This window comes from Amycolatopsis sp. NPDC101161 (assembly GCF_044768185.1).
In the GTDB taxonomy this organism is placed as follows: Bacteria; Actinomycetota; Actinomycetes; order Mycobacteriales; family Pseudonocardiaceae; genus Amycolatopsis.
On sequence record NZ_JBIWPI010000008.1, the window covers coordinates 283357 to 306382 of the forward strand.

Genomic DNA, 23026 nt, shown 5'->3' on the forward strand with positions numbered 1-23026 from the left:
TACGATACAGACCATCTGTTTCGGATTGTTGCGAACCTACGATATGGTTCGGAGCATGTCAACGGTTCGGTTGTCGACGACGTCGTACGTGGTGCTCGGGATGATCGCCCTGCGCGGGCCGTCCACGTCCTACGACCTCAAGCGCGCGATCGGCCGGTCGGTGGGGTACTTCTGGAACTTCCCGCACGCGCAGCTGTACTCGGAGCCCAAGCGGCTCGAGGAGGCCGGCCTCCTGGAGCTCGACGAGGAGGACTCCGGACGCCGGCGCAAGACGTTCTCGATCACCGAAGCCGGCCGCAAGGTGCTGCGCGACTGGGTGGCCGAGCCGGTGAACGAGCACTTCGAGCTGCGCGACGTGGCGGAGATCAAGCTCTTCTTCAGCGAGCTGGCCGGCCCGGACGACGTCGCACGGCTCGCGAAGGGGCAGGTCGAGCAGCACGAGCGCCGGATCGCCGAGTACGAGGAGATGCAGCGCCGCTTCGGTCACATCGAAGAGGTGGCCGGCCGGATGATCACGCTGGAACTCGGGCTGGGCATGGAGTACGCGGCCCTCGAGTTCTGGCGCGGCGTGTGCGACCGCGCCGCCCGCGGCGACTTCGAGATCGGAAAGCACTCGCTCCAGGAATAAGGTGCCCTGCCCGCGGCTCGAAGTCCCGCTTTACGCGACGCGCAGGACGAGCTTGCCGCGGGTGCGGTTGGACTCGCCGCGGGTGTGCACCTCGGCGACCCGCTCGAGCGGGAACACCTCTTCGACCTCCACCACGACCTCGCCGGAGTCGATCAGCGCTCCGATGGTGGTGAGCGCGGGGCCGTCCGGCTCGACCAGGAACGGGGACACCCGCACGCCCTTCGCCTCGGCCGCGGCGGCCAGCTCGGGCGACACCCCGGCCGGGACGGCGACCAGCAGCCCACCCGGGCGCAGCACCTCCAGCGACCGCGTACTGGTGTTGTCGTGGTGGTCGCCGACCAGGTCGAGCACGACGTCGACGTCGGAGACCGCGTCCTCGAACCGGACGGCGGTGTAGTCGATCAGCTCGTCCGCGCCGAGCTTGGTGAGCCAGTCGTGGCCGCCGGCCCGCGCGGTGCCGAGCACGTGGGCGCCGAGGTGCTTGGCGAACTGGACCGCCAGGTGCCCGACCCCGCCGGCGGCCGCGTGCACCAGCACGCGCTGCCCCGGCTGTACGTGCGCGGTGTCCACCAAGGCCTGCCACGCGGTGAGCGCGGCGAGCGGCACCGCCGCGGCCTGCTCGTGGCTGACGCTCGAGGGCTTGCGGGCGAACTGCCGCGCCGGTGCGGTGACGTATTCGGCGTAGCCGCCGGCCGCGCGCGGGAACCAGGGCATGCCGTAGACCTCGTCCCCTTCCCGCAGGGTCGTGACACCGAAGCCGACCTTCTCCACCACACCCGAGACGTCCCAGCCCAGGATGAACGGAGGCGCACCGAGCACGCCGGCCATTCCGGCCCCGGCCCGCGTCTTCCAGTCCACCGGGTTGACGCCGGCCGCGTGCACCTTCACCCGGACTTCGGTGGGCAACGGTTCCGGGCGGGCTACTTCCTGCACCGAAAGCACGTCGGGACCGCCGAGGGCGTGCTGGACGACGGCGCGCATCGATGTGTCGGACACTGGTTCTCTCCTCGGATCAGCTACGGGGAAAGAGCACGAGGTGATCTTTCCCTGGACCCGGACAACGTAGGTCCGGGGATATAGTTACCCGCAAGGGATACAACTTCCCAACGGGAAGTATCGAGGTGAGAGGCTTGCCATGACCACCGTCTGCCTGACGGGACAGCATTCCGACCACGACGTCTACGCGGCTCAGTGCCCGTGCCGGGCGATGCTGGACCTGCTGGCGAACAAGTGGTCCGCGTTGGCCATCGGCGCGCTCGAAGACGGTCCGCAGCGGTTCGGCCGGCTCCAGCGGCACCTGCAGGGAGTCAGCCCGAAAGTGCTGACCCAGACTTTGCGGCGCCTGGAGGAGTCCGGCCTGGTCGATCGCACCGTCTACCCCGCCGTGCCACCCCACGTCGAATACTCGCTCACCGAGCTCGGACGCAGCGCGGCCGTACCCCTGGGCATGCTGCGCAGCTGGGTCGAAGACAACATCGACAACGCCGCCCGCGCCGGCGCGTCCGCGGCATCCTGCGTCGGCGAGAACACCGCGCAAGCCTGAACGCGCCACGGCCCGGACGAGTCCACTGTGGACTCCACGCCGGGTCCGGGTGGCACGGGATTGTCCCTTATGGACGGTCCCGGAAGGCCGCCACCGCGCATTCGGCCGCGCTGCCCGCGTCTTCGGCCACAACGACGCCGCCGGCGATCGTGATCGCCGGTTCGAGCGGGATCGCCCGGACGCGGGTCGAGTGGATCTCGGCGACCTGGTCGGCGGGCAGCACCGTCCAGCTTCGGGAGTCCGAGCCGACTTCGACGATCGTGTCCTGGAGCGTTCCGGTCGGGCGGCCCGCCGGCGGGCACAGGCCGGTGTCGCGCAGCGCCAGGACCACCGCGTCGTACAACGCCGGGTCGTGCTCCCGGGCGGGCAAGCGCAGCGTGTCGCCGGCCAGCTCGGTCAGGCCGACGGCACCGCCGTCGGCGGCCGGGTGGTGCTTGGACACCACCGCCAGCAAGTTCTCCTCCCAGGCCGGCAGCACCGTGAGCCCGGGTACGGTGCCCACGCCGCGCGTCAGCGCCAAGTCGAGGTCACCCTGCCGGAGAGCGTTGAGCCGGGCCTCGACCGGCAGGTCGACCAGCACCACGTCGAACTCCGGCGCCCGCTCGCGCAGGGCGTCGATACCGCGTTCCAGGCGGGCGGTCAGGCCGGCGGCGGTGCCGATGCGGACCGTCGTCGGGACCTGCTTCGCCGCCAGCTGCACCTGGCCGGCCGCGGCGAGCGTGCCGCGCGCCGCGTCGAGCACGCGCTGCCCGGCCGCGGTGAGCCGGACCCGGCGGGGCGACCGGTCGAGCAGCCGGACCCCGAGCTCCCGCTCCAGCCGGGCGATCTGCTGGCTGACCGCGGGCTGGGCGACGTGCAGCCGCTCGGCGGCCCGCCCGAAGTGCAGCTCGTCGGCGACGGCGACGAAATAGCGCAGCGCCCGCAGCTCCATGCTTCCCGCCCCAGTCCGGATCGACGATAAGATCAGCTTATCGCAGCACGTAGTGGTTGACGCTGGTTCGCGCCGCCGTCCGGTGTTGTAGTCGTGATCATGACCATCGAACTCGGGCCGCTCGGCGCCTACCTGACCGCTGCCGGGGCGACCGCGACGGACGCCGTAGCGCTGGAAGAAGCCGGCTACGGCGCGATCTGGCTGGCGGCGTCGCCGGCCGCCGATCTCCTCGCGGCGGAGCGCCTGCTCGACGCCACCAGCCGGATCGTGGTGGGCACCAGCGTGCTCAACGTGTGGCAGGCCGACGCGGGAACCGTCGCGGACTCCTACCACCGGATCGCCGGCAAGCACCCCGATCGCCTGCTCATCGGCATCGGCGCCGGCCACCGGGAAGTCGACACCGGGTACACGTCGCCGGTGGCGAAGATCGCCGGCTACCTGGACACCCTGGCCGCCGCCGGCGTCCCCGCCGAGCACGTTCTGCTGGCCGCACTCGGCCCGAAGATGCTCCGGCTGGCCGCCGAGCGCGCTGCGGGCACGCTCACGCTCCAGGTGACGCCCGAACACACCCGCCGCGCCCGGGAGGCCCTGGGACCGGCCAAGCTTGTGGTGCCCGGCCACGGCGTGCTGCTGGACACCGACGTCTCCCGGGCCCGGGAGACCAGCCGGGCCGGGCTGCGCCCCATGCTCGGGATCGCCAACTACGCCAACAACCTCCGGCGAATCGGCTACACCGACCAGGACCTGATCGAACCGTTCAGCGACCGGTTGATCGACGCGCTCGTGCTCCACGGCGACGCGACGGCCATCGTGGCCGGCATCCGCGCGGAAATCGACGCGGGGGCGAACCACGTGGGCCTGCACGCGATGGGCGCGGATCCGATCGAAGACCTGCGCGCGATCGAGACGGCAGCGCGTGACCTGGAAGCGTTGCGGGCGTAGCGATTCGGCCACTGCCCGGAACGGTAGTGCGGGGCGACGCGCCGGCGTCGCCCCGCACCGTGCTACTGGATCACGAAGGGCGCCGACACGTCGACCGCGTACGGCGTCGTACCGTTCTTGTCCAGCTGCAGCACATAACCGCCCGGCACCACGGCGGGCGGGCCGGACGCGTTGATGTCCGGCGCGCTTTCGGCCAGCGTGGCCGCCGGGAAGGAGACGCGCACCACCTGGGACCGGCCCGGGTCGAGCGTCACCCGCGCGAAGCCGACCAGCCGCTGCGGCGGGACGACCACCGGGCTCACCGGCTGGGCCACGTACACCGGCACGATGTCGGTGCCGGCGCGGGTTCCGGTGTTGGTGACCGTGAACGTCGCGGTGGCCGTGCCGTCGCGCGCGGCCTTCGGCGTCACCGCCAGGTTCGTGTGGGTGAACGTCGTGTACGACAGGCCGTACCCGAACGGGAACTGCGGGTTGTACGCGTTGCCCGGACCGGACGCGGTGCTGGGCAGCTGGTCGAAGAACTTCGGCTGGTCCCCCAGCGGGGACGGGGCCGTGCCGGCGAAGTCGGGGCCGACGGCCGGCGCGTCGGACGGCCAGCTGATCGGCAGCTTGCCCGCCGGGTTCGTCTTGCCGAACAGCACATCCGCCACCGCCGTGCCGGCTTCCGTGCTTCCCTGGTAGGCCATCAGCACCGCGTTCGCCTTCTCCGCCGGGCCCAGCCCGACCGGCCGGCCGGCGACGACCACGACGATCACCGGTTTGCCGGTCGCCTCCAGGGCCGAGATGAGGGCCTGCTGGTCGGGCGCCAGGGCCGGTGCCGGGTTGTCGCCCAGCCCTTCCGCGTAGGCCTTCTCCCCCACCACCGCCACGTAGGCGCTGGTGCCCGCCGCGGCCGCGACGGCGCTGGCCTGGTCCGGCGCGTAGACCGCGCCCGGGTCCGCGGCCCGGATGCCGCCCAGCACGGTGGTGCCCGGCGGGATCTGGTTGTCGGGGCCCATGCAGCACACGTGCCCGGCACCCGCCACGCCCTGCCAGCTCACGCTCCAGCCGCCGAGCTGGTTGGTCATCGAGTCCGCGCTCGGACCGGTCACCACGACCTTCGCGCCGGCCGGCAAGGGCAGCGCGTTGTTCTCGTTGCGCAGCAGGGTGATCGACTCCCGCGCGGCCTTCGCCGTCTGATCGCGGCCCGCGGTGACGGCGGCGTCGGCGGCGTTCGCGTCGACGCACGGTTTCGCCGGGTCGGCCACGCACGGCTGGTCGAACAGGCCGAGCTGGAACTTCAGCGTGAGGATGCGGCGCACGGCCTGGTCGATCCGCGCGTGCGAGATCTTGCCCGTGTCGACGGCCTGCAGGATCGCGGTCTGCCACCCCGCCGGGTCGGAGACCTGCATGCTCATGTCGACGCCCGCGTTCACGGCGGCGGCGATGGCACCCGAAAGGTCCGGCGCGATGTGGTAGGCGGTCTGCAACGCGGTGACGTCCTGGTAGTCGCTGATCACGACCCCCTGGAAGCGCAGCTGGCCGCGCAGGACGTCGGTCAGCAGGTAGTGCGACGAGGTGGCGGGAACGCCGTTGATCGAACCGGAGTTGACCATCACGGTCCCGGCGCCCGCGTCGATCCCGGCCGCGTACGACGGCAGGATCGTCGTCTGGAGGTAGTTCATGGGCAGCAGCGCCTCGGCCCGGTCGTGGCCGTTGATCGACTGCGAGTAGCCGGCGAAGTGCTTGACCGTCGCGCTGACGTTCAGCTCACCGCGCTTGCCGGGCGTCTGCATGCCCTTGATGTTCGCGGCGCCCATCGCGGCCGCCAGGACCGGCTGCTCGGCCCACGTCTCGTAGGTGCGGCCCCACCGGTTGTCGCGCGCGATGTCCTGGACCGGCGCGAAGTCCCAGTTCCAGCCGGTGGCGCGCAGGGCGTCCGCGGTCGCCTTGCCACCGGCCTGCGCGAGCGCGGGGTCCCAGGTGGCGCCCATGCCGATGGACTGCGGGTACAGCGGCGCCTGCCACGGGTGGCCGAAGCCGTGCACCGCGTCGACGCCGAACACCACCGGCAGGTGCAGGCGCGAGTTCTTGATCGCGAACTGCTGGATGATGTTGTACTCGTTCGCCCAGTCGTAGCCGGTGTTGCCCACGCCGCCCTTGCCCGTGGTGTCGACCGGGTTGTCGGTACCGCCCGCGAGGATCGAGCCGACGTGGGCGTCGACCAGGATTTTCCGCATGCACTCGGGATTGGGCAGGTTGAAACCGTTGTTGCCGCACGTCGCGCTGTTCGCGTCGGTCAGCGTGCCGACCAGCTGCTGGTCCATCTGGCCGACCTTCTCGGGCAGCGTCATCGCGTGCAGCAGCGCCTCCACCCGCGCCGGCACCGGGCGATGGGTGTCCAGCCAGGGCGCGGCGCCCAGGTCGATGGCGGCACTGCTACTGGCGGTGAACGCGGGAACCGCGAGTAGCGCCGCCGCCGCGAACACCGTGACGGTGGCGCGGGTACTGCGTCTGTGGTTGCGGAACACTTGACCTCCTTCAGCCGTGGTCGGTACGGACCGGCCGCATTGGGGCGAGCGCACCCTAGGCACCTTCCGCCTGGGCTGTAAAGCGCCGAACGGCGGCCGCACGCCCGTTCGTCCACACCTTGAAGTAAGAGGTGACCCGGGTCGGCGAGCCCCGTTGTACGTTGGCCAAGAGCCGTCGACGCCGATGGGAAGCAGTTGGCCGCGTGGCTAGGAGGCAGTGTGCTGGAAGCGCTGGGCATGACTCCCGGGGAAGAGCGGGTCTACCGCGTGATCGTCGGCGGGTACCGGACCACGCCCGACGAGATCGCGGGCCGGATCGGCGTGGGCCGCGACGAGCTGGAGCCGATCCTGGAGGCCCTGCTGGCGAAGGGCCTCGTCAGCAGGACCGAGGGGCACTACGTGTCCGCGCCACCGGACGTCTCCCTCGGCCCGCTGCTGGTGCACGGCCAGGAGAAGCTGGAGGCCGCCCGGGCCGCGGTGTCCCAGCTCGCCGAGGAGTACCGCGGCAGCGCGCGGCGGCGCGACTCCGCGCAGCTCGTCGAGGTCATCACCGGGGTCGACGCGATCCGCCGGCAGGCGCTGGCCATCCAGCGCGGCGCCCGCGAAGAGTCCCTGTGGTTCTGCCTGGAGGGCAACGTCGCGATGGCGGCGTCGGAGAACGTCGAGGAGGCGCTGGCGCAGGCCCGCGGCGTGCAGTACCGCGTGATCTACGAGACCGGCCTGCTCGAGGAACCCGGCCGGATCGTCAACGTCCTGGAGGGGATCGAAGGCGGCGAGATCGCCCGCTCGATCTCGAAACTACCGGTGCGCCTGGCCATCTCCGACCGCCGGGTGGCGCTGTGCCCGCTGGTCACCCGCGACAGCACGGGCGAACCCACCGCCGCGCTCGTCCGGGAGAGCAGCCTGCTGTCCGCACTGGTCGCGTTGTTCGAGGTCTACTGGGAACGCGCGTCGCCGCTGCGGATCGGCGACACCGCGCCCACCCCCCACCTCGACCCCGACGAGCGGCGGCTGCTGTCCCTGCTCATCGGCGGGGTCAGCGACAAGTCGATCGCGACCCAGCTCAACGTCAGCTACCGGACCGTCCAGCGGCGCCTGCAGGACCTCATGCGCCGGGTCGACGCCCGCACCCGGATGCAGCTGGCCTGGCAGGCCAGCAAGCTCGGCTGGCTGGACGAGCCGAGCCCCGGGTACCTCCTGCCGCGCGACGGCGGAAGGCACCCGGAGCCGGTGGACGACGCTATTTCGAGCTGAGCCCGTACGCCCGGAGCACCGTCTGGTCGACGGCGTTGCCCGCGTTGTCGGTGGCCTGCACCCGCAACGCGACGTAGGAGTTCGTGGCCCCGAGCGCCGGGTGGTCGATCGTGGCCTCATAGGCCTTCCCGGCGCGCTTGACGTCGACCGTGCGCCAGGTCTTGCCGTCGTCGTAGGACGCCCAGGCCTTCATCGACCGCACGTCCGGCGCGGCCATCCCGTCCTGGAACCGCGCGGTCAGGCCGATCCTGGCCCGGCGACCGGCCGGGAGCCGGTTGCCGGCGTCCGCGTCGACCGCGTAGTCCAGCTGCAGCAACGGAAGCAGCGCGGGGGCCGCTGCCCGGGCCGAGCGGAACGTCCACGACGTCTGCGTGCTGGTGCCGAACAGCCACTCCGGCGAATCACGCCGCACCGACTCCTCGAGCCGGTAGGTCGCCGGGTCCGCGCCGGCGGGGAAGGTGCCGTACGCGTAGGGCTGTTCCGACACGAGCTTCCCGTCGCGGAACAGTTTCGCCGACGTGACGGCGGGCCCGGCCTGGTCGTCGCCTTCGTTGAAGCCGTAGTGCCCGGCCTGGCTGTCGACGAACTCCGGGATCCGGATCTGCAGCTTGTCGCCTTCGCGGGTCGACTCCAGGCCCGGCACGCCCCGCGGGATGGCGGGCCGGACGACCGGCGCGAACCAGTCCTCGGTGATGTTCTCCTTCCCCGTGTAGGTGCGCGGCGCCGCGGTCATGCCGCCCTGGAGCGGGGACATCTCGTCCCAGATCAGGCCGTGCTTGACCCGGTGCTGCCACAGGACGTCCCCGGAGCTGACGTACTCCACCCGCGTCGACGGCGTCGTCACGTACCGCTGGTATTCGTTGACGGCGAAGTCCTGCCACGGCTTCCACGCGAACCGCTGTTCCTTGGCCTCACCGCCGCTGCCGGTCTGGCGGTAGTGGGTGGTGACGGTCGCGGTGTTCGCGGCGGTGACCTGGTGGACGATCTTTTCCGGGATCCGGTCGTGCTCGGTCTGCACGACGTCGTAGAGGTACGGGCTGACCGCGATCCCCTGCAGGCTCAGGAAAGTGGGGAGGCGCTTGATCTTGGCGAGGAGTGCCAAGCCCTCGTCCCGGTCGAGCTGGACGGTCGGGATCGTCAGGAACGGCGCCGCGCTGATCGAGGGCACCGAGGCGGTGCCCCAGCCGTCGGGCACGACGATGAAGACGATCGCCGCCCCGGCTTCCGCGGCGGCCCGGGAGACCTCGTCGCGGTTGTAGTCGGCCGGGTCCGGGTCGACGATCGCGGCCTTGCCCCGCGCGTTCTCGAAGTCCGCCGGCTTTCCCCGTCCGGCGGAGACGGCCTGCAGCAGCCGCCACCCGTCCAGCTTGGGCGACCCGGCGAGGTAGCGGTTCGTGAGCGGGTCGCGGCCGCCCAGGACGTTCACCGTCAACGGCGGCGCGATCCTCGACCAGCGGGAGCCGAACTCGAAGGCCCCGGTCGTCACCTTCGGCGTCGGGGTGACCCGGAGCTCGCGGGTGTAGTCGAACTGCATGGCGTAGTTCGCGATCTTGCGAGGGCCGAGCTCCCGGTAGGTGTAGTAGCTCCAGATCCCGGCCTGTTCGGACGGTTGCGGGGTCCGGATGTCCACCTTCACCGCCTTGCGGGCGTCCAGCACGACGGTCGTGTCGCCGGTGATCCGCAGCTCCGGCAGGACGACCTGGGACACGGTGAGGCCGTCCCGGGTCCCGTCGACCTCGGCGGTCAGGTAGTACACGCCGTCGCCGACCTCGACCGTCAGGCTTCCGCCGCCCAGCCAGGTGTTGACGTCGAAGCGGTAGTCCTCGCCGTACATCAGCAGCCACGGCGCGACCGTCGGCTTGCCCTGCAGGTCGAGGGCGGTGAGGGTGACCTTGTGCTTGGGCGCGGTCTTGTCCGCGCCGAGCGAGGTGTGGACGACCACGCCGTCCGCGGTCGCGGTGAGCCGTCCGCTGTAGGTGCCCGGCGCGAGTTTCGCCGGGTCGCCGGTGATCGTCACCGTCGTGCTTCCGCCGGCCGGAACGTCCACAGTGGACTTGCCGAGCCGGATCCCGTCGGCGGCGGGGACGCCGGCCAGGGACTTGGCGTCGAGGGCGAGCTTCAGCGAGACCGGCGTGGTGCCGGCGTTGGTGTAAGTGACCTGCTTGGACACCGGTGCCTTGCCGTCCTCGACCGCGCCGAGGTCGAGCGTGCCGGTGGCGAAGACCTTCTGCTTCACCGCGCGGGCCACGTCGACCCGGCCGCCGCCCTGCTCGAACACCGAACGTCCGGGGGCGGTCAGGGACGTGCTGGCCAGCGCGTCCTTGAGCTGACTGCCCGTCCAGTCGGGGTGCTGCTGGGCGAGGATCGCCACCGCGCCGGCGACGTGCGGCGTGGCCATCGAGGTGCCGGAAGCGGCGGTGTAGTGGTCGTCGACGACGTCGCCCATGGCGGTCCCCGCGGCACGGGCGGCGACGATGCCGACGCCGGGTGCGGTGATGTCGGGCTTGACGGCGTTGTCGCCCAGCCGCGGTCCGCGGCTGGAGAACGACGCCAGTTTCTCGTCACGGCCGACGGCGCCGACGGTCAGCGCGGCTTCGGCGGTGCCCGGCGAGCCGACGGTGTAGGCACCTTGTTCGCCGTCGTTGCCGGCGGCCACCACGAAGAGCGTGCCGGTCTGTTCGCTGAGCGCGTCGAGGCCGACGCTGAGCGCGTCGGTGCCGTCGGTCGGGCCGCCGCCGAGGCTCATGTTGACCGCCTTGGCGCCGGAGTGCGCCGCCCACTCCATCCCGGCGAGGACCCAGGACTCGTAACCGAAGCCGTCGTCGTCGAGCACCTTGCCGACGAGCAGTTTCGCGCCCGGCGCGGCGCCCTTGAGCCGGCCGCCCGAGGCGGCGCCGGAGCCCGCGATCGTCGAGGCGACGTGCGTGCCGTGGCCGAAGTGGTCGGTCGTGTCGGGGCTGGTCGTGAAGTTGACCGCCTCGCTCACGCGGCCGGCCAGGTCGGGGTGGGTCGGGTCGTAGCCGGTGTCGAGCACGGCGACCGTGGTGCCGGTGCCGTCGTAGCCCGCGGCCCACGCCTCGGGGGCGCCGATCTGCGGGACGCTGCGATCGAGGGAGACGCGGACCTTGCGGTCCAGGGAGATCCGCTCGATGTTTCCCGACGAGGCCCAGAACGCGGTGGCGTTCGCCTTGGCGGCCCGTGCGGACCGGCCGTTGACGCTGGTCAGCGTCGCGCCGAGGTCGGCTGCCGCCGTGGTTTTCCGGAGGTCCGTGCCCTTGCGGTAGGCGAGGATCAGCGGCAGGGTCGCCGACTGCTCGTCGGCGTACCCCTCGGCGATCAGCTCGGTGACGTCGAAGAGGATCCGGTCGACCTGCTTCGCGGCCAGCCGCGGGGTGACGTCTTCGGGGAAGACGCTGAGGTGGCCGTCGACCTCCTGCTGGTGGAACCGGATCTTCTCCCGGCCCGGCGCGGGCTGGACGGTGGCGGCCTGCTTGCCGCCGGGCTGCCGTTCGACCTGGACGACGTCCCCGGTGAGCAGGGTGACCGAGTGGCGTTCGACGCCCGCGGGTGACGGTGCCGCCTGCGGGCCGGGCGCCGCGTTCGCGACTCCGGCGGTGCCCGCGGCGAGGGTGCCGACGCAGGCCACGACCAGAACAGATGATCTCCAGTGCATCGCACCAGGCTCGCGCCGCCGCCGGCATCCGTCACTAGGGCGGACGCGTCCGAATCACGACACGTCGCATCTTCGTCAGCGGCCGGCTACCGGCGGAACGCCGCGACGAGGAGCCGCCGGAGCTCGCGCCGGCCGTGGTCGTCGAGCCCGGCCAGGACCCGGTCCTCGGCCTCGGCCACTTCGGGATCGATGCGCGCGAGCAAGGTCATGCCCTCGCGCGTCAGCGTGGCGGGCAACGACCTCCCGGACGGCACCGTGGCGGGTCGCGTCACCAGGCCGCGCTCCTGCAGCTCGCGAACCACCTTGTTCATCGCTTGCGGCGACACCTGCGCCTCGCGGGCCAATTCGGCGTTGGACTTCGGCGACTGAGCCAGCATCCGCAGGCAGAGGTACTCGGGCGCCGCCAGCTCCGCCGGCTCGAGCACGGTGGCGGCCACCTCGGCGCGCAAGGCCGCGGTGACCCGGTGCAGCAGGTAGCCGAGCGGCTCGTCGCGAGGGCTTTCCATGTCAACCATGTTGACATATATCAACCCAGTTGACACTCTGAGGTGCATGACGAATCCATCATTGTTCGATTCCGCATACCGCGGTCAGGCTCCCGAGATGGGGCCGGGCCTGCGTCCGCCTTGGAGCCTCGGCGAACCGCAACCCGAGATCGCCGCGCTCATCGACGCGGGCGCGTTCCACGGCGAGGTCCTCGACGCCGGCTGCGGCGAGGGCGCGACGTCGCTCCACCTCGCCGAGCGGGGCTTCACGACCGTCGGCCTGGACCAGTCGCGGACCGCGATCGAGCTGGCGCGCGCGGAAGCCGCCCGGCGCGGCTTGGCCGACGCCACCTTCGCGGTCGCCGACATCAGCACGTTCACCGGCTACGACGGCCGGTTCGGCACCATCGTCGACAGCACGTTGTTCCACTCGATGCCGGTCGAGCTGCGCCGGCCCTACCAGGAATCCATCGTGCGCGCCGCATCGCCGGGCGCGTCCTATTACGTGCTGGTGTTCGACAGCGCCACCGTGCCTTCGGACCGGGTCAACCCGGTCTCCGCGGAGGAACTGCGCGAGGTGGTGGGCGCGTACTGGACGATCGACGAGATCCGGCCGGCCCGCATCCACGCCAACGTCCCCGAAAACTTCCCGGACTTCGAGGACTTCGCGGGCAGCGACGTCCGGGACGAGGGGAACGGCCGCAAGTCGACTCCCGCGTGGCTGCTGTCGGCGCACTTGGCCTGACCGGGACCTGATGCCGCCGCGGTTCAGCTGCTGATGATCCCCGCGACCAGGTTGATGGTGGCCGCCAGGATCACCGTTCCGAAGACGTACGACAACAGCGTGTGGCGCAGCACCACCGCGCGGATCACCGAACTGGAGACGCCGGTGTCGGACACCTGGTAGGTCATGCCGAGGTTGTAGCTGAAGTAGAAGAAATCCCGATACGACGGGGGGTCATCCGAATTGAAATCGATCCCGCCGTCGGATGTTTCGTAGTACAGGTACGCGTAGCGGGTGGCGTACATCAGGTGCAAACCCGCCCACGACAGGAACACCCCGCCCAAGGCGATCGCCGCGGCCACGGGGGCCGCTCCGGAGTTGCCGACGACCAGCAGCACCACGATGCCGACCAATCCGCCGAGCGCGGCCGCGACCACCGCGACCTCGTCGGTCGCCGGGCGGAAATCCTCACGCTGGGCGTTGCCGCGAGTCGCGGCGGCGTCCATTGGCCAGAGGGCGATCCAGCCCGCTACGACGAATATTCCCGCTGTTGTGGCGATACCGGCGAGAATGCCCAGGGCCGCGTCGACGAAGACACCGATCGCCGCGCCGATCAGCAACCCGATGACGGCGGCGGTGACGAGCCGGGCGACCGCGGACGTCGGGTTCACAGCCGGGCTGGGACTGGTCGTCAGGACTGACTTGAGTCGGCGTTCAGCACGACGCTGGCTTCCGCCGTGTACGCGAGGAAGGTGAACGACTCCTGGAGGTAGAGCTCGATGTGGTCGTCGTCGTGGGACTGGTAACCGATGGACAGGTCCTGGCCCAGGTGCAGCTCGTAGTCACCGCCGCGGGCCGAAAGCAGGAGCGCGCCGTCGAGGGCGGGTGCCCAGATCGGCTCGTCGTGCAGCAGCCGGGCCAGGTGGTCGAGAATCGGGTAGCCGTGGTCGGTCGTCTCGGCGACCTCGGTGTACGCCGCGGCCGAGAGCAGCAGGCGGTAGGGCCCGTCGACGCCGGCCAGCCGCAGCCGGCTGAGCGCTTCGGCGGCCGCTCGGGGGACTTCGCGCACGTCCGCGGGCAGCCGGACCGACGGGTTGGAGCTGCCGGGCGCGATGCCGGCGATCCCGGCCGCGGGGAAACCGCGGAAGATCGCCTGGTCCTCGGCGAGGGCGATGCGCTGGGCAGCGTCCTTCACCGGCTGCCAGTCGGAGTCCTTCGCGCCGCGCTCGACGTCGTCGACGGCCTGCCTGGTCACGGTGAACGGCACGCGCAGTTCGATCACCGGCTGGACTTCGCGCCGGCGGACGACCACGCCCTCGGCCGGTGCTTCGAGGGCGCGCAGGTGCCCGGTGCCCACCGCCGACAGTTCCGGGCCGGCCGGGCCGGCGACGTCCACGACCCGGCGGCCCGCGAGGGTGCGGGTGGCCGTGCGGCGGGCCTCGGCCTCGATTTCGGCCCAGGCGGCGGCCGGGATGGGGGCGAGTTCGCGGTGCAGGTTGTTCATGGTGTGCCGCTCCTTTTCAGGTCGCCGATGCCCAGGGAACCGTCCGGCGGCGGCTCCGCGGCCGTGGTCGCGGGGACCGGGTCGTCGAGGAAGTCCGCGCTGGGCACGAAGAACAGCCCGCCGGTGACCGCCGTGGAGAAGTCCAGGATCCGGTCGTGGTTGCCGGGTGGGTCGCCGATGAACATGTTCCGCAGCATCCGTTCGACCACGTCGGGGCTGGCGGCGTACCCGATGAAGTAGGTCCCGAACTCCCCGGTCCCGATCGTGCCGAACGGCATGTTTTCCCGGACGATCTGCCGTTCCGTCCCGTCGGCGTCGACGATCGTGTTCAGCGCGACGTGGGAGTTCGGCGCCTTGGCCTCGTCGGGGATCTCGATGTCGCTCAGCTTCCGGCGGCCGATCGCCCGCTCCTGCTCCTCGACCGGCAACGCGTCCCAGCTGCCGAGGTCGTGCAGGTACTTCTGGACCACGACGTAGCTGCCGCCGGCGTACGCGGGGTCCTCGTCCCCGACGAACACGGCGGCGGCCGCGACCGCCCCGGTGGGGTTCTCGGTGCCGTCGACGAAACCGAGCAGGTCCCGTTCGTCGAAGTACCGGAAGCCGTGGACCTCGTCGGCGACGTCGGCGTACCCGGCGAGCCGGTCCATCAGCCGGCGGGCCAGCTCGAAGCACAGGTCCGGACGCCGCGCCCGCACGTGGAACAGCAGGTCGCCCGGGGTGGACACGGCACGGTGGGTCGCGCCGGCCAGTTCGCGGAACGGGTGCAGGCCGACCGGCCGGGGCAAGCCGAAGAGCCGGTCCCACAGCGCGGCCCCGATCCCGACCACGCAGGCGGTGCCGTCCTCCGGCGCCCGGAAGCCCACCGCGCGGACGATCCCGGCCACGTCGGGCAGAAAGTCCCGGACGACGCTTTCGGCACCCTCGCGCACCGTGACGACGAGGAAGATCGCTGCGCGGGCAGGGGGCATCAGCACGTCCTGCGGCCGTCCGGGCGGTGCCGTCACGTCAGCTCGCTCCTCCCGTCCGGGCCGTTCCCGGCGTCAGCGTGGCACACGTGATCGCCGGCCGCACCCGCGCGGCGGAGCGTTGTGCGGGGCGACAACATCGGTTGACGGGTCCGACAAGGACCGCCCGCCGATCCGGGCCCGAGGCTAGCCTAGCGGCATGAACGTGGCCGGCTCCGCACACTGACCGGACCCGAGTGGACAGCACCGGAAGCCGGGACCGCGTCCGGCCGTGGGTCGAGCACCTCTCCCGCGCCGCCCGTTCGTTCGGCGAGCACTACGGCTCCTACTACGCGGCCGCGATCACGTACTTCAGCCTGCTGTCCCTGGTGCCGGTCGCGATGGTGGCGTTCGCGGTCGCGGGGTTCGTGCTCGCCGGCGACCACGCCTTGCTGGACCGGCTCACGGCCGCGATCGGCGCGCAGGCCCCGGACGCGCTCGCCGCGCCCATCGACAAGCTCGTCCGCGACGCCGTCGACGCTCGCGCCACCGTCGGCACGATCGGGCTGGTCATCGCGCTCTGCTCCGGCGTGGGCTGGATGCGGCACCTGCGTTCGGCGCTGACCGAGCAGTGGCGGCTGGAGAGGCAGGCGACGCCGCTGCTGGCGACCCTCGTAGGTGACCTGCTCGCGTTGCTCGGTCTCGGCGCCGCCCTCGCGGTCTCGTTCGCCGTCACCGCGGCCGGGACCATCGCGGGCGACGTGCTGCCGGCCGTGGTCAGCGCGCTGCTCGCCCTCGTCGTGAACGCGGTGCTGTTCCTGTGGGTGATCGCCCGGCTGCCCCGGCGCCGCGTGAGCGTGCGGGCCGCGTGGCCCGGAGCGCTGCTCGCGGCGGCCGGGTTCGAAGTGCTGAAGCAGCTGGCCGGCCTGCTGCTCGCCAGGACCGGCCATTCGCCGTCCGGCGCGGTGTTCGGCCCGGTGCTCGGCTTGCTCGTGTTCACGAACCTGACCGCCCGGCTGCTGCTGTTCGCCACCGCGTGGACGGCGACCTCGGCCGGCCCGTCGCCGCGCCCCTGACGCGGGCGCGGGGTCAGCCGCCGTCCCAGTCGCGGTCGGCCCGGTCGGCCGCCTCGGTGCGGCCGCGGGCGATCTCCAGGGCCCGGCGCGCCGTCGCCTCGTCGGGGTAGGGACCGAGCCGGTCGACCGACCGCGACAGGTCGCCGTGCTCGACCTCGTGGGTCCGGGTGTTGTAGTACCAGCCGGGATCCGGCTCGGGGTCGCGGGTCATCGGGATTCCTCGTTTCTTCTCGGGCCGGCTCGTTCAGGAGCCGTCGGGCAGCCAGGGCGGCTGCCAGCCGGGGTGGCCGGCCAGCAGCGTGCCGGACTCGGGCGGTCCCCACGAGCCGGGCGGGTACCCGTGCACCGGTGGCGGGTAGGCCACCAGCGGCTGGAGGATCCGCCAGCTCTCTTCGACGGCCGCCTGCCACGCGAACAGGCGGTCGTCGCCGGCGAGAGCGTCGCGCAGGAGGCGTTCGTAGGGCCCTGGGGAGACACCCAGGTCGCGTTCGAAGGTCGTGTCGAGCCGGACCGGGCGCCACGTGTCGTCGCGCCCCAGCCCGGACAGCTGCAGCCGCAGGCCCGGGTCCGGGGAGATGCGCAGGATGATCTGGTTGGCGGCCACCCGCGCCGCGTCGGGCAGGAACCGCAGCCGCGGGGTGTGGCGCAGGATCAGGCGCACCTCGGTGGCGTTGACCGGCAGGTGCTTGCCCGCCCGGATGAACACGGGCACGCCGGCCCAGCGCCAGCTGTCGATCGCCAGGCGGAGCGCTACGAAGGTCTCCGTGTCCGATCCCGGGGCCGCGTCGGGCACCGACCGGTAGCCGTCGTACTGGCCCCGCACGCACTCCCGCACGTCCACGGGCGGGATGGCCTTGAGCACCTCGAGCTTCTTGGCCCGCAGTTCGCCGGCCGAGGACCCGACGGGGGCGTCCATCGCCACCAGCGCCAGGACCTGCAGCAGGTGGTTCTGCACGACGTCGCGCAGCGCGCCGACCGCGTCGTAGAACCGGCCGCGCCCGGCGACGCTGTGCTTCTCCGCCATGGTGATCTGGATGAGCTCGACGCTGTTGCGGTGCCACAGCTCGGCCATCGCGAAGTTCGCGAACCGCAGGTACTCGATTTCGATGACCGGCTCCTTGCCCAGGAAGTGGTCCACGAGCAGGAGCTGCCGATCGTCGAGGAGCTGCCGCAGCCGATCGCGCAGCTCCCCGGCGCTCGCCAGGTCGGAGCCGAACGGCTTCTCGAGCGCGACGTGGGCGTCCACCAGCAGGCCCGCCGCCCCGAGCCGCTCGGCGATCGGCGCGAACAGCGCGGGTGGGGTGGCCAGGTAGTACAGCGGACGCCGTCGCGGCCCGGCCAGCTTCGCGGCCAGCGACTCGTACAGGTGCGGAACCGTCGCGTCGCCGCCGAGGTAGGTCAGCCGCCGGGCCAGGCGGGCGAACACCGCTTCGTCGAGGGGGTCGCCGGACTTCTCGATCGCCCGGCGGGCCTGGTCGACGAGGTCTTCGGTGGTCAGGGCACCGGAGGCGATGCCGGTGACCGGGCAGTTCAGCGCGCCCCGCCGTTCCAGCCGGTAGAGCGCGGGCCAGGTCATCTTCTGCGCGAGGTCGCCGGTGATCCCGAAGATCACCAGGTCGGTCGCGGCCCAGTCCGGTCCCGGCACGTCGTTCACCCCTTCCCGGTGAGAAAAGCCATGGGCGGCACGAAGTAGAGCGCGCCGGTGACCACTGTGGACACTTCGAGCGGCCGGTCGGCCAGCCCGGTCGCCGCCGGGTCCGCGGCGTAGGTGACCACCAAGGCGCCGTACTCGCCGTCGGTGATCGACGCGAACGGCATCCGGTCCCGGACGACTCCGGGTTCGGGCTCGGACGCGACGGAATCGAGCGTCCGGCCGCCGGCCAGCCGGTCCCGCTCGGCGGCCGGCAGCGCACGCCACCGGTCGGGGTCGTGGACGTGTTTGCGCACGTGCAGGTACGAGCCGCCGGCGAACCGGGGATCGTCGGCGGGGCCGACGAGAGCCGCGTCCGCCGGTTGCGGGTTCCGTGGGCAGCCATAGCGGAAGCCGTTCACCCGGTCGACGACGGCGACCGCGTCACCGAGCACTTCGGACACCAGTCGCGCCAGCTCGAAGCAGCTGAACGGCAACTGCGCGCGAAGGTGCAGGAACAGGTCGCCTTGAGCCGCCGTCACGCCGGCGCTCTCCCGGAAGGGACGCAGGCGCGCGGGCCGCGGGCCGGGCAGCAGCCGGTCCCAGGCCGCGGACCCGATGCCCAGCACGCCCGCCGACGCGCCGGGCCCGGCCGGGCGGATGATTCCGGCGAGGTGCGGCAACGCTTCGCGCACCACGGCCGCACCGCCCGGACGCCGGATCGCGAGGGTCACGAACAACGCGCTGTCGGTGCGCGGACCGAGGATGTCCTGGGGCTCCGGCGTTCCCGATCGTGCGGGCGGGTCCGGGACCGCGTGCACCATCAGACGAGCCGCGGGTCGTCCGGCAGGACTTCGCACGTGGGATCGACCTGAAAGCCCTTCGCCGCCGCACGCACGACCGTCCCGGTGCCGCAGCCGACCCAGCGGACGGTGATGCCCTGCGGCCGGACGTCGTCGGGGCCGACCACGCCCTCGCGCGCGGACTCGGCGGGAGCGAGGTGGTAGGTCCGCACGTCTTCGACGTCTTGGTCCACTTCGGTCACTTCGAACGCGAAGATGGCGACGCGCTCGCCGACCGCGGGGTGGTCGGGCGCCCACGGGTTGGCGAACTGCCCGCCGTCCGGGTTGCCGAGGGTCTTGGCCGTGATGGTGCGCTGTTCGTCCACAGTGGTCCCCAAAGGAAGGTGCCGGGTTTCCCCGGGCCGGGTCGGTCAGTCGGCCGTGGTGGAGGCGGGCCCCGATCCCGGGTGGCGACGCCCGGGGTTCAGGTGCAGGGCCTGGGCGGCGGTCACGAGTTCGGCGATCGCGCGCGGGTCGCTCAGCGAGCGGCCGGTCAGCTCACGGACCCGGCGCAGCCGGTACCGGACGGTGTTGGCGTGGCAGTGCAGGACCTGCGCGGCGCGATCGGACGACCCGCCGTGCGTGAGGTAGGCGTGCAGGGTCTCCAGCAGGATGTCGCGTTCCTCGGCGGGCTGGTCGAGGACGGCGCCGAGGACTTCCTCGGCCAGCCGCTGACCCTCGTCGGGGTCGTAGGCGAGGAACGCCGTCAGCGGGCTGGAACTGAACGCGTGGACCTCCGGCTTGCCGGGCGGGAGACCGGCGAGCGCCGTACGCGCCAGGTGCAGGGCGCGGGGGGTGTCGACGAGCGACCGGTACAGGGGGCTCACCCCGGCGCGGGCGACCGCCACGTCGCGCAGGACGGCCAGCATCGGGTCGCGCTGCTCGTCGCGCAGGGACACCACGCCCGCCTGCAAGGTCGGGGTGAGCCGCCACGCCGAGACGATCCCGACTTCGGCCAGCCGCCGCTCGATGCCGACCAGGCTCTCTTCGGCCAGGCCGCGGGTCTCGGCCGCGACCACGGCCAGCTTCCCGTCGAGGGACAGGCCGAGCAGCTTGCCGGCCTCCCACGGACCGGCGTCGAAGACGCGCTGGCCGGTGAACAGCGCCTCGGCCAGCGCCGAGCGGCGCCGTTGCTGCGCGACCAGCAGTTCCGCGCTCGCGGACCGGTAGGCCTCGGTGAGCCTCGACGCGTGGTCGTCGGTGACCTGCCAGAGCAGGCCGGCCACATCGACCAGCGCGTCCATGGCGCCGGGCCGGGCCTGGGTGCGGGCGTGGTCCACCAGCAGCTCCCAGAGCATCGCGCAGCCGATCCGGTAGACCTGGAGGACCTCCGGGAGCGGCGCGCCCTGCAAGGCGCGCCGGTGACCGGTCTCGTGCGGACCGGTCGCGTCGGCGGCGGTGACGGTGCCGGCGAGCGCGCTGACCATGAAGCGCAGGTTGACCGCGATGGAGCGGTGCAGGTCGTCGCGCGGCACGATCTTCTCGTCCCGGTAGAGCTCGATGCGGTCGCAGGTGGCCGCGTAGACGTCGTCGATCAGCCGGGACAGGCGCGGCTCGATCCAGGCGACGAGTTCGGCGAGGGCGGCGTTCTTCACCCGCCCTCCTGCCCCGTCACCGGACGGCCGGGGCGGTGGAGTTCGTCCACGCCAGACACGACCGGCATGCTACGCGCGACCGCGGGAACAGCGCAGGTTTCGCCCGGCGTCCTCATGCGGCCTCCTCGGAACCCGGGTTCTCGTAGGTGACGGCGAGCCGGCCCGCGTCGAGCCCGACCAGGACCACCGCGTCGTCCCGGGCCTCCCCCGCCAGCAGCGCCCGGCCGATGCGGGTCTCCACCTCGCGGGCGATGAAGCGCCGGAGCGGGCGGGCGCCGTAGACCGGGTCGTAGCCCTGTTCGGCGAGGTACCGGCGGGCGTCGCCGGTGACCTCCAGGGTGATCCGCTGCTCGGCGAGCCGGGCCCGCAGGCCCTCGAGCATCAGGTCGACGATCCGCTCGATCTCCGGTTCGGTGAGCGGTTTGAACAGGACGATGTCGTCGATCCGGTTGAGGAACTCCGGCCGGAAGTGCCGGCGCAGCTCCGCCAGCACCGCTTCGCGCGCGTCGGCCTTGATCTCCCCGTCGGCGGTCACCCCGTCCACGAGGTACGGGGCGCCGATGTTGGAGGTCATGATGATCACGGTGTTGCGGAAGTCGACCGTGCGGCCCTGCGCGTCGGTCATCCGGCCGTCGTCGAGCACCTGCAGCAGCGTGTTGAACACATCGGCGTGCGCCTTCTCGATCTCGTCGAACAGCACCACCGAGTACGGCTTTCGGCGCACCGCCTCGGTCAGCTGGCCGCCTTCGTCGTAGCCGACGTAGCCCGGCGGCGCGCCGACGAGGCGCGAGACCGTGTGCCGCTCCTGGTACTCGCTCATGTCGATCCGGACGATGTTGTCCTCGCTGTCGAACAGGCTCGCCGCCAGCGCCTTCGCCAGCTCGGTCTTGCCCACGCCGGTGGGGCCGAGGAAGAGGAACGACCCGATGGGGCGGCGTGGGTCCTTGATCCCCGAGCGGGCCCGGACGATCGCGTCGGCCACCAGCTGGACGGCCTCGTCCTGGCCGATCACCCGGTCGTGCAGCAGTTCGTCCAGGCGCAGCACCTTCGCGCGCTCGCCCTCCTGGAGCCTGCTGACCGGGATGCCGGTCCACCGCGCGACGATGGCGGCGATCTCCTCGTCGGTGACGACTTCGCGCAAGAGCCGGTTGCCGCCCTGGCGGGTCGTGAGCCGCTCCTCCTCCCCCTCCAGCCGCCGCTGCAGCTCCGGGAGCTTCCCGTGCCGCAGCTGCGCGGCGCGGTCGAGGTCGTAGGCGTGCTCGGCCTGCTCCGCTTCGCGGCGGACCTGCTCGATCTCGCCGCGCAGGGCCTGGACCTTGTGGAGGACGGCGCGCTCGGCCTCCCACTGGGTCCGCATGACGCCGGTCTCGGCCCGCAGGTCCGCCAGTTCCCGGCTCAGGTCCGCCAGCCGCGCCCGGCTGGCGGTGTCGGTCTCCTTGGCCAGCGCGGCTTCCTCGATCTCCGTCCTGGTCAGCCGGCGGGAGAGCTCGTCCAGCTGCGCGGGCATCGAGTCGATCTCCGTGCGGAGCATCGCGCAGGCCTCGTCCACCAGGTCGATGGCCTTGTCCGGCAGGAAGCGGTCGGTGATGTAGCGGTGGCTGAGGACCACGGCCGACACCAGGGCGCCGTCCTGGATCGTCACGCCGTGGAACACCTCGAGGCGCTCCCGCAGCCCACGCAGGATCGAGATCGCGTCCTCGACCGATGGCTCGTCGACCACGACGGGCTGGAAGCGCCGTTCGAGCGCCGCGTCCTTCTCGATGTGCTTGCGGTATTCGTCGAGCGTGGTCGCGCCGATCAGGTGCAGCTCGCCGCGGGCGAGCATCGGCTTCAGCATGTTGCCGGCGTCCATCGCGCCTTCGGTGGCCCCGGCGCCGACGACGGTGTGCAGTTCGTCGACGAAGAGCAGGATCCGGCCCGCGGCGGCCTTGACCTCGTTGAGGACGGCCTTGAGCCGCTCCTCGAACTCGCCCCGGTACTTCGCGCCGGCGACCAGCGCGCCCATGTCGAGGGCGAAGACCGTCTTGTCCTTGAGCCCCTCCGGCACGTCGCCGCGGGTGATGCGCTGGGCCAGCCCCTCGACGATGGCCGTCTTCCCGACGCCGGGTTCGCCGATGAGGACCGGGTTGTTCTTCGTCTTGCGCGAGAGGATCTGGACCACCCGCCGGATCTCGGCGTCCCGGCCGATCACCGGGTCGAGCAGGCCGTTCCGCGCGTCGGCCACCAGGTCCCGGCCGTACTTTTCCAGGGCTTCGTAGGTGACCTCCGGCATCGCCGAGGTCACCCGCTGGTTGCCGCGGATCGCCCGCAGCGCGTGGAGGAACCCGTCGCGGGTCAGCCCCGCGTCGCGCAGCACCCGGCCGGCGGCGCTCTCGCTGCCTTCGTCGAGGAGCGCCACGACCAGGTGCTCGACGGAGACGTAGTCGTCCTTGAGCCGGGCGGCCTCCTGGTCCGCCGCGTCCAGCAGCCGGGACACGCGCTGGGTCACGAACGCCTGGCCGGGGGCCGCCCCCGGGCCGCCGACGCGGGGGCGGCGGCCGAGCTCGTCCTCGAGCGCGGCCCGGATCCGGCCGGGGTCGGCGCCCGCCTGGGTGACCAGGCGGGGCACCAGGCCGTCGGGCTGCTCGAGCAGGGCCAGCAGCAGGTGCTCGCCGTCGACCTCGGGGTGCCCGTGCCGCAGGGCCTTCGTCTGCGCGTCGTGCAGCGCTTCCTGGCACTTCTGCGTGAGCCGCTGGGGATCCATCG

At 72.1% G+C, this 23026-nt stretch carries 20 protein-coding genes; 6 read left to right on the plus strand and 14 right to left on the minus strand.

Annotated features, from left to right (window positions below):
• Positions 1-55 precede the first annotated feature (55 nt).
• Positions 56-628 (plus strand): PadR family transcriptional regulator, encoded by a 573-nt coding sequence (locus ACIRSS_RS47890; protein ID WP_400908473.1) that lies wholly within the window; start codon positions 56-58, stop codon positions 626-628.
• A gap of 30 nt (positions 629-658) precedes the next feature.
• Here the strand turns inward: ACIRSS_RS47890 and ACIRSS_RS47895 are convergent, their stop codons facing one another.
• On the minus strand, positions 659-1609 hold the full coding sequence (locus tag ACIRSS_RS47895; protein ID WP_400908830.1) for an NADP-dependent oxidoreductase: 951 nt from the start codon (positions 1607-1609) through the stop codon (positions 659-661).
• Between the two features lie 154 nt (positions 1610-1763).
• Here ACIRSS_RS47895 and ACIRSS_RS47900 point away from each other — a divergent pair, with 154 nt between their 5' ends.
• A complete protein-coding gene (locus ACIRSS_RS47900; RefSeq protein WP_400908476.1) occupies positions 1764-2171 on the plus strand; it encodes a winged helix-turn-helix transcriptional regulator in 408 nt (135 codons plus the stop codon).
• 67 nt (positions 2172-2238) lie between these two features.
• Here the strand turns inward: ACIRSS_RS47900 and ACIRSS_RS47905 are convergent, their stop codons facing one another.
• Positions 2239-3102 carry a LysR family transcriptional regulator gene (locus ACIRSS_RS47905; protein WP_400908478.1) on the minus strand — a complete coding sequence of 288 codons (864 nt, stop codon included), beginning with the start codon at positions 3100-3102 and terminating at the stop codon, positions 2239-2241.
• Between the two features lie 99 nt (positions 3103-3201).
• Between ACIRSS_RS47905 and ACIRSS_RS47910 the strand changes: the two genes are divergently transcribed.
• A complete protein-coding gene (locus tag ACIRSS_RS47910; protein WP_400908480.1) occupies positions 3202-4044 on the plus strand; it encodes a TIGR03620 family F420-dependent LLM class oxidoreductase in 843 nt (280 codons plus the stop codon).
• Positions 4045-4106: 62 nt separating this feature from the next.
• On the opposite strand, the gene ACIRSS_RS47915 is transcribed toward ACIRSS_RS47910, so the two are convergent.
• The gene (locus ACIRSS_RS47915; RefSeq protein ID WP_400908483.1) at positions 4107-6554 is read right to left on the minus strand and encodes a glycoside hydrolase family 3 N-terminal domain-containing protein; all 2448 of its coding nucleotides are present in this window, start codon (positions 6552-6554) and stop codon (positions 4107-4109) included.
• A gap of 219 nt (positions 6555-6773) precedes the next feature.
• Between ACIRSS_RS47915 and ACIRSS_RS47920 the strand changes: the two genes are divergently transcribed.
• Positions 6774-7808 (plus strand): helix-turn-helix domain-containing protein, encoded by a 1035-nt coding sequence (locus ACIRSS_RS47920; RefSeq protein WP_400908485.1) that lies wholly within the window; start codon positions 6774-6776, stop codon positions 7806-7808.
• On the opposite strand, the gene ACIRSS_RS47925 is transcribed toward ACIRSS_RS47920, so the two are convergent.
• Positions 7795-11481, minus strand: a complete 3687-nt coding sequence (locus ACIRSS_RS47925) for a S8 family serine peptidase (RefSeq protein WP_400908488.1) — start codon at positions 11479-11481, stop codon at positions 7795-7797. The genes ACIRSS_RS47920 and ACIRSS_RS47925 overlap by 14 nt on opposite strands.
• 86 nt (positions 11482-11567) lie before the next feature.
• Positions 11568-11987 carry a MarR family winged helix-turn-helix transcriptional regulator gene (locus ACIRSS_RS47930; protein WP_400908491.1) on the minus strand — a complete coding sequence of 140 codons (420 nt, stop codon included), beginning with the start codon at positions 11985-11987 and terminating at the stop codon, positions 11568-11570.
• Between the two features lie 46 nt (positions 11988-12033).
• On the opposite strand from ACIRSS_RS47930, the gene ACIRSS_RS47935 reads away from it, so the two are divergent.
• Positions 12034-12711, plus strand: coding sequence for a class I SAM-dependent methyltransferase (locus tag ACIRSS_RS47935; RefSeq protein ID WP_400908494.1), 678 nt, complete (start codon positions 12034-12036; stop codon positions 12709-12711).
• Positions 12712-12734: 23 nt separating this feature from the next.
• Here the strand turns inward: ACIRSS_RS47935 and ACIRSS_RS47940 are convergent, their stop codons facing one another.
• Genes ACIRSS_RS47940 through ACIRSS_RS47950 form a run of 3 tightly spaced genes read right to left on the minus strand, consistent with a single transcriptional unit; the run spans position 12735 to position 15198 of the window.
• Entirely contained in the window at positions 12735-13361 is a 627-nt protein-coding gene (locus ACIRSS_RS47940) for a DUF1345 domain-containing protein (protein WP_400908497.1), read from the minus strand.
• Positions 13362-13381: 20 nt separating this feature from the next.
• On the minus strand, positions 13382-14194 hold the full coding sequence (locus ACIRSS_RS47945; protein WP_400908499.1) for a family 1 encapsulin nanocompartment shell protein: 813 nt from the start codon (positions 14192-14194) through the stop codon (positions 13382-13384).
• Entirely contained in the window at positions 14191-15198 is a 1008-nt protein-coding gene (locus ACIRSS_RS47950; RefSeq protein WP_400908502.1) for a Dyp-type peroxidase, read from the minus strand. Before ACIRSS_RS47950 ends, ACIRSS_RS47945 begins: the two co-directional genes overlap by 4 nt.
• Positions 15199-15395: 197 nt before the next feature.
• On the opposite strand from ACIRSS_RS47950, the gene ACIRSS_RS47955 reads away from it, so the two are divergent.
• A complete protein-coding gene (locus ACIRSS_RS47955; RefSeq protein ID WP_400908504.1) occupies positions 15396-16214 on the plus strand; it encodes a YhjD/YihY/BrkB family envelope integrity protein in 819 nt (272 codons plus the stop codon).
• Between the two features lie 13 nt (positions 16215-16227).
• Here the strand turns inward: ACIRSS_RS47955 and ACIRSS_RS47960 are convergent, their stop codons facing one another.
• The 6 genes from ACIRSS_RS47960 to clpB all read right to left on the minus strand — a co-directional run bounded on the left by ACIRSS_RS47960 (position 16228) and on the right by clpB (position 23024).
• Positions 16228-16425 carry a hypothetical protein gene (locus tag ACIRSS_RS47960; RefSeq protein WP_400908506.1) on the minus strand — a complete coding sequence of 66 codons (198 nt, stop codon included), beginning with the start codon at positions 16423-16425 and terminating at the stop codon, positions 16228-16230.
• A gap of 33 nt (positions 16426-16458) precedes the next feature.
• The gene (locus tag ACIRSS_RS47965) at positions 16459-17859 is read right to left on the minus strand and encodes a glucose-6-phosphate dehydrogenase (RefSeq protein ID WP_400908509.1); all 1401 of its coding nucleotides are present in this window, start codon (positions 17857-17859) and stop codon (positions 16459-16461) included.
• 5 nt (positions 17860-17864) lie between these two features.
• The gene (locus ACIRSS_RS47970) at positions 17865-18668 is read right to left on the minus strand and encodes a Dyp-type peroxidase (protein ID WP_400908512.1); all 804 of its coding nucleotides are present in this window, start codon (positions 18666-18668) and stop codon (positions 17865-17867) included.
• Positions 18668-19012, minus strand: a complete 345-nt coding sequence (locus ACIRSS_RS47975; RefSeq protein WP_400908515.1) for a hypothetical protein — start codon at positions 19010-19012, stop codon at positions 18668-18670. The genes ACIRSS_RS47970 and ACIRSS_RS47975 overlap by 1 nt, the downstream gene beginning before the upstream one ends.
• A 45-nt stretch (positions 19013-19057) precedes the next feature.
• On the minus strand, positions 19058-20281 hold the full coding sequence (locus tag ACIRSS_RS47980; protein ID WP_400908518.1) for a PucR family transcriptional regulator: 1224 nt from the start codon (positions 20279-20281) through the stop codon (positions 19058-19060).
• Positions 20282-20393: 112 nt separating this feature from the next.
• Entirely contained in the window at positions 20394-23024 is a 2631-nt protein-coding gene (clpB, locus tag ACIRSS_RS47985) for an ATP-dependent chaperone ClpB (RefSeq protein ID WP_400908833.1), read from the minus strand.
• Positions 23025-23026: the final 2 nt, after the last annotated feature.

Excerpts from the sequence above, each read along its gene's own strand:
- ACIRSS_RS47890 (WP_400908473.1), top strand. The coding sequence starts at position 56 with ATGTCAACGGTTCGGTTGTCGACGACGTCGTACGTGGTGCTCGGGATG.
- ACIRSS_RS47895 (WP_400908830.1), bottom strand. The coding sequence starts at position 1,609 with ATGCGCGCCGTCGTCCAGCACGCCCTCGGCGGTCCCGACGTGCTTTCG.
- ACIRSS_RS47900 (WP_400908476.1), top strand. The coding sequence starts at position 1,764 with ATGACCACCGTCTGCCTGACGGGACAGCATTCCGACCACGACGTCTAC.
- ACIRSS_RS47905 (WP_400908478.1), bottom strand. The coding sequence starts at position 3,102 with ATGGAGCTGCGGGCGCTGCGCTATTTCGTCGCCGTCGCCGACGAGCTG.
- ACIRSS_RS47910 (WP_400908480.1), top strand. The coding sequence starts at position 3,202 with ATGACCATCGAACTCGGGCCGCTCGGCGCCTACCTGACCGCTGCCGGG.
- ACIRSS_RS47925 (WP_400908488.1), bottom strand. The coding sequence starts at position 11,481 with ATGCACTGGAGATCATCTGTTCTGGTCGTGGCCTGCGTCGGCACCCTC.
- ACIRSS_RS47930 (WP_400908491.1), bottom strand. The coding sequence starts at position 11,987 with ATGGAAAGCCCTCGCGACGAGCCGCTCGGCTACCTGCTGCACCGGGTC.
- ACIRSS_RS47935 (WP_400908494.1), top strand. The coding sequence starts at position 12,034 with ATGACGAATCCATCATTGTTCGATTCCGCATACCGCGGTCAGGCTCCC.
- ACIRSS_RS47945 (WP_400908499.1), bottom strand. The coding sequence starts at position 14,194 with ATGAACAACCTGCACCGCGAACTCGCCCCCATCCCGGCCGCCGCCTGG.
- ACIRSS_RS47960 (WP_400908506.1), bottom strand. The coding sequence starts at position 16,425 with ATGACCCGCGACCCCGAGCCGGATCCCGGCTGGTACTACAACACCCGG.
- ACIRSS_RS47970 (WP_400908512.1), bottom strand. The coding sequence starts at position 18,668 with ATGGTGCACGCGGTCCCGGACCCGCCCGCACGATCGGGAACGCCGGAG.
- clpB (WP_400908833.1), bottom strand. The coding sequence starts at position 23,024 with ATGGATCCCCAGCGGCTCACGCAGAAGTGCCAGGAAGCGCTGCACGAC.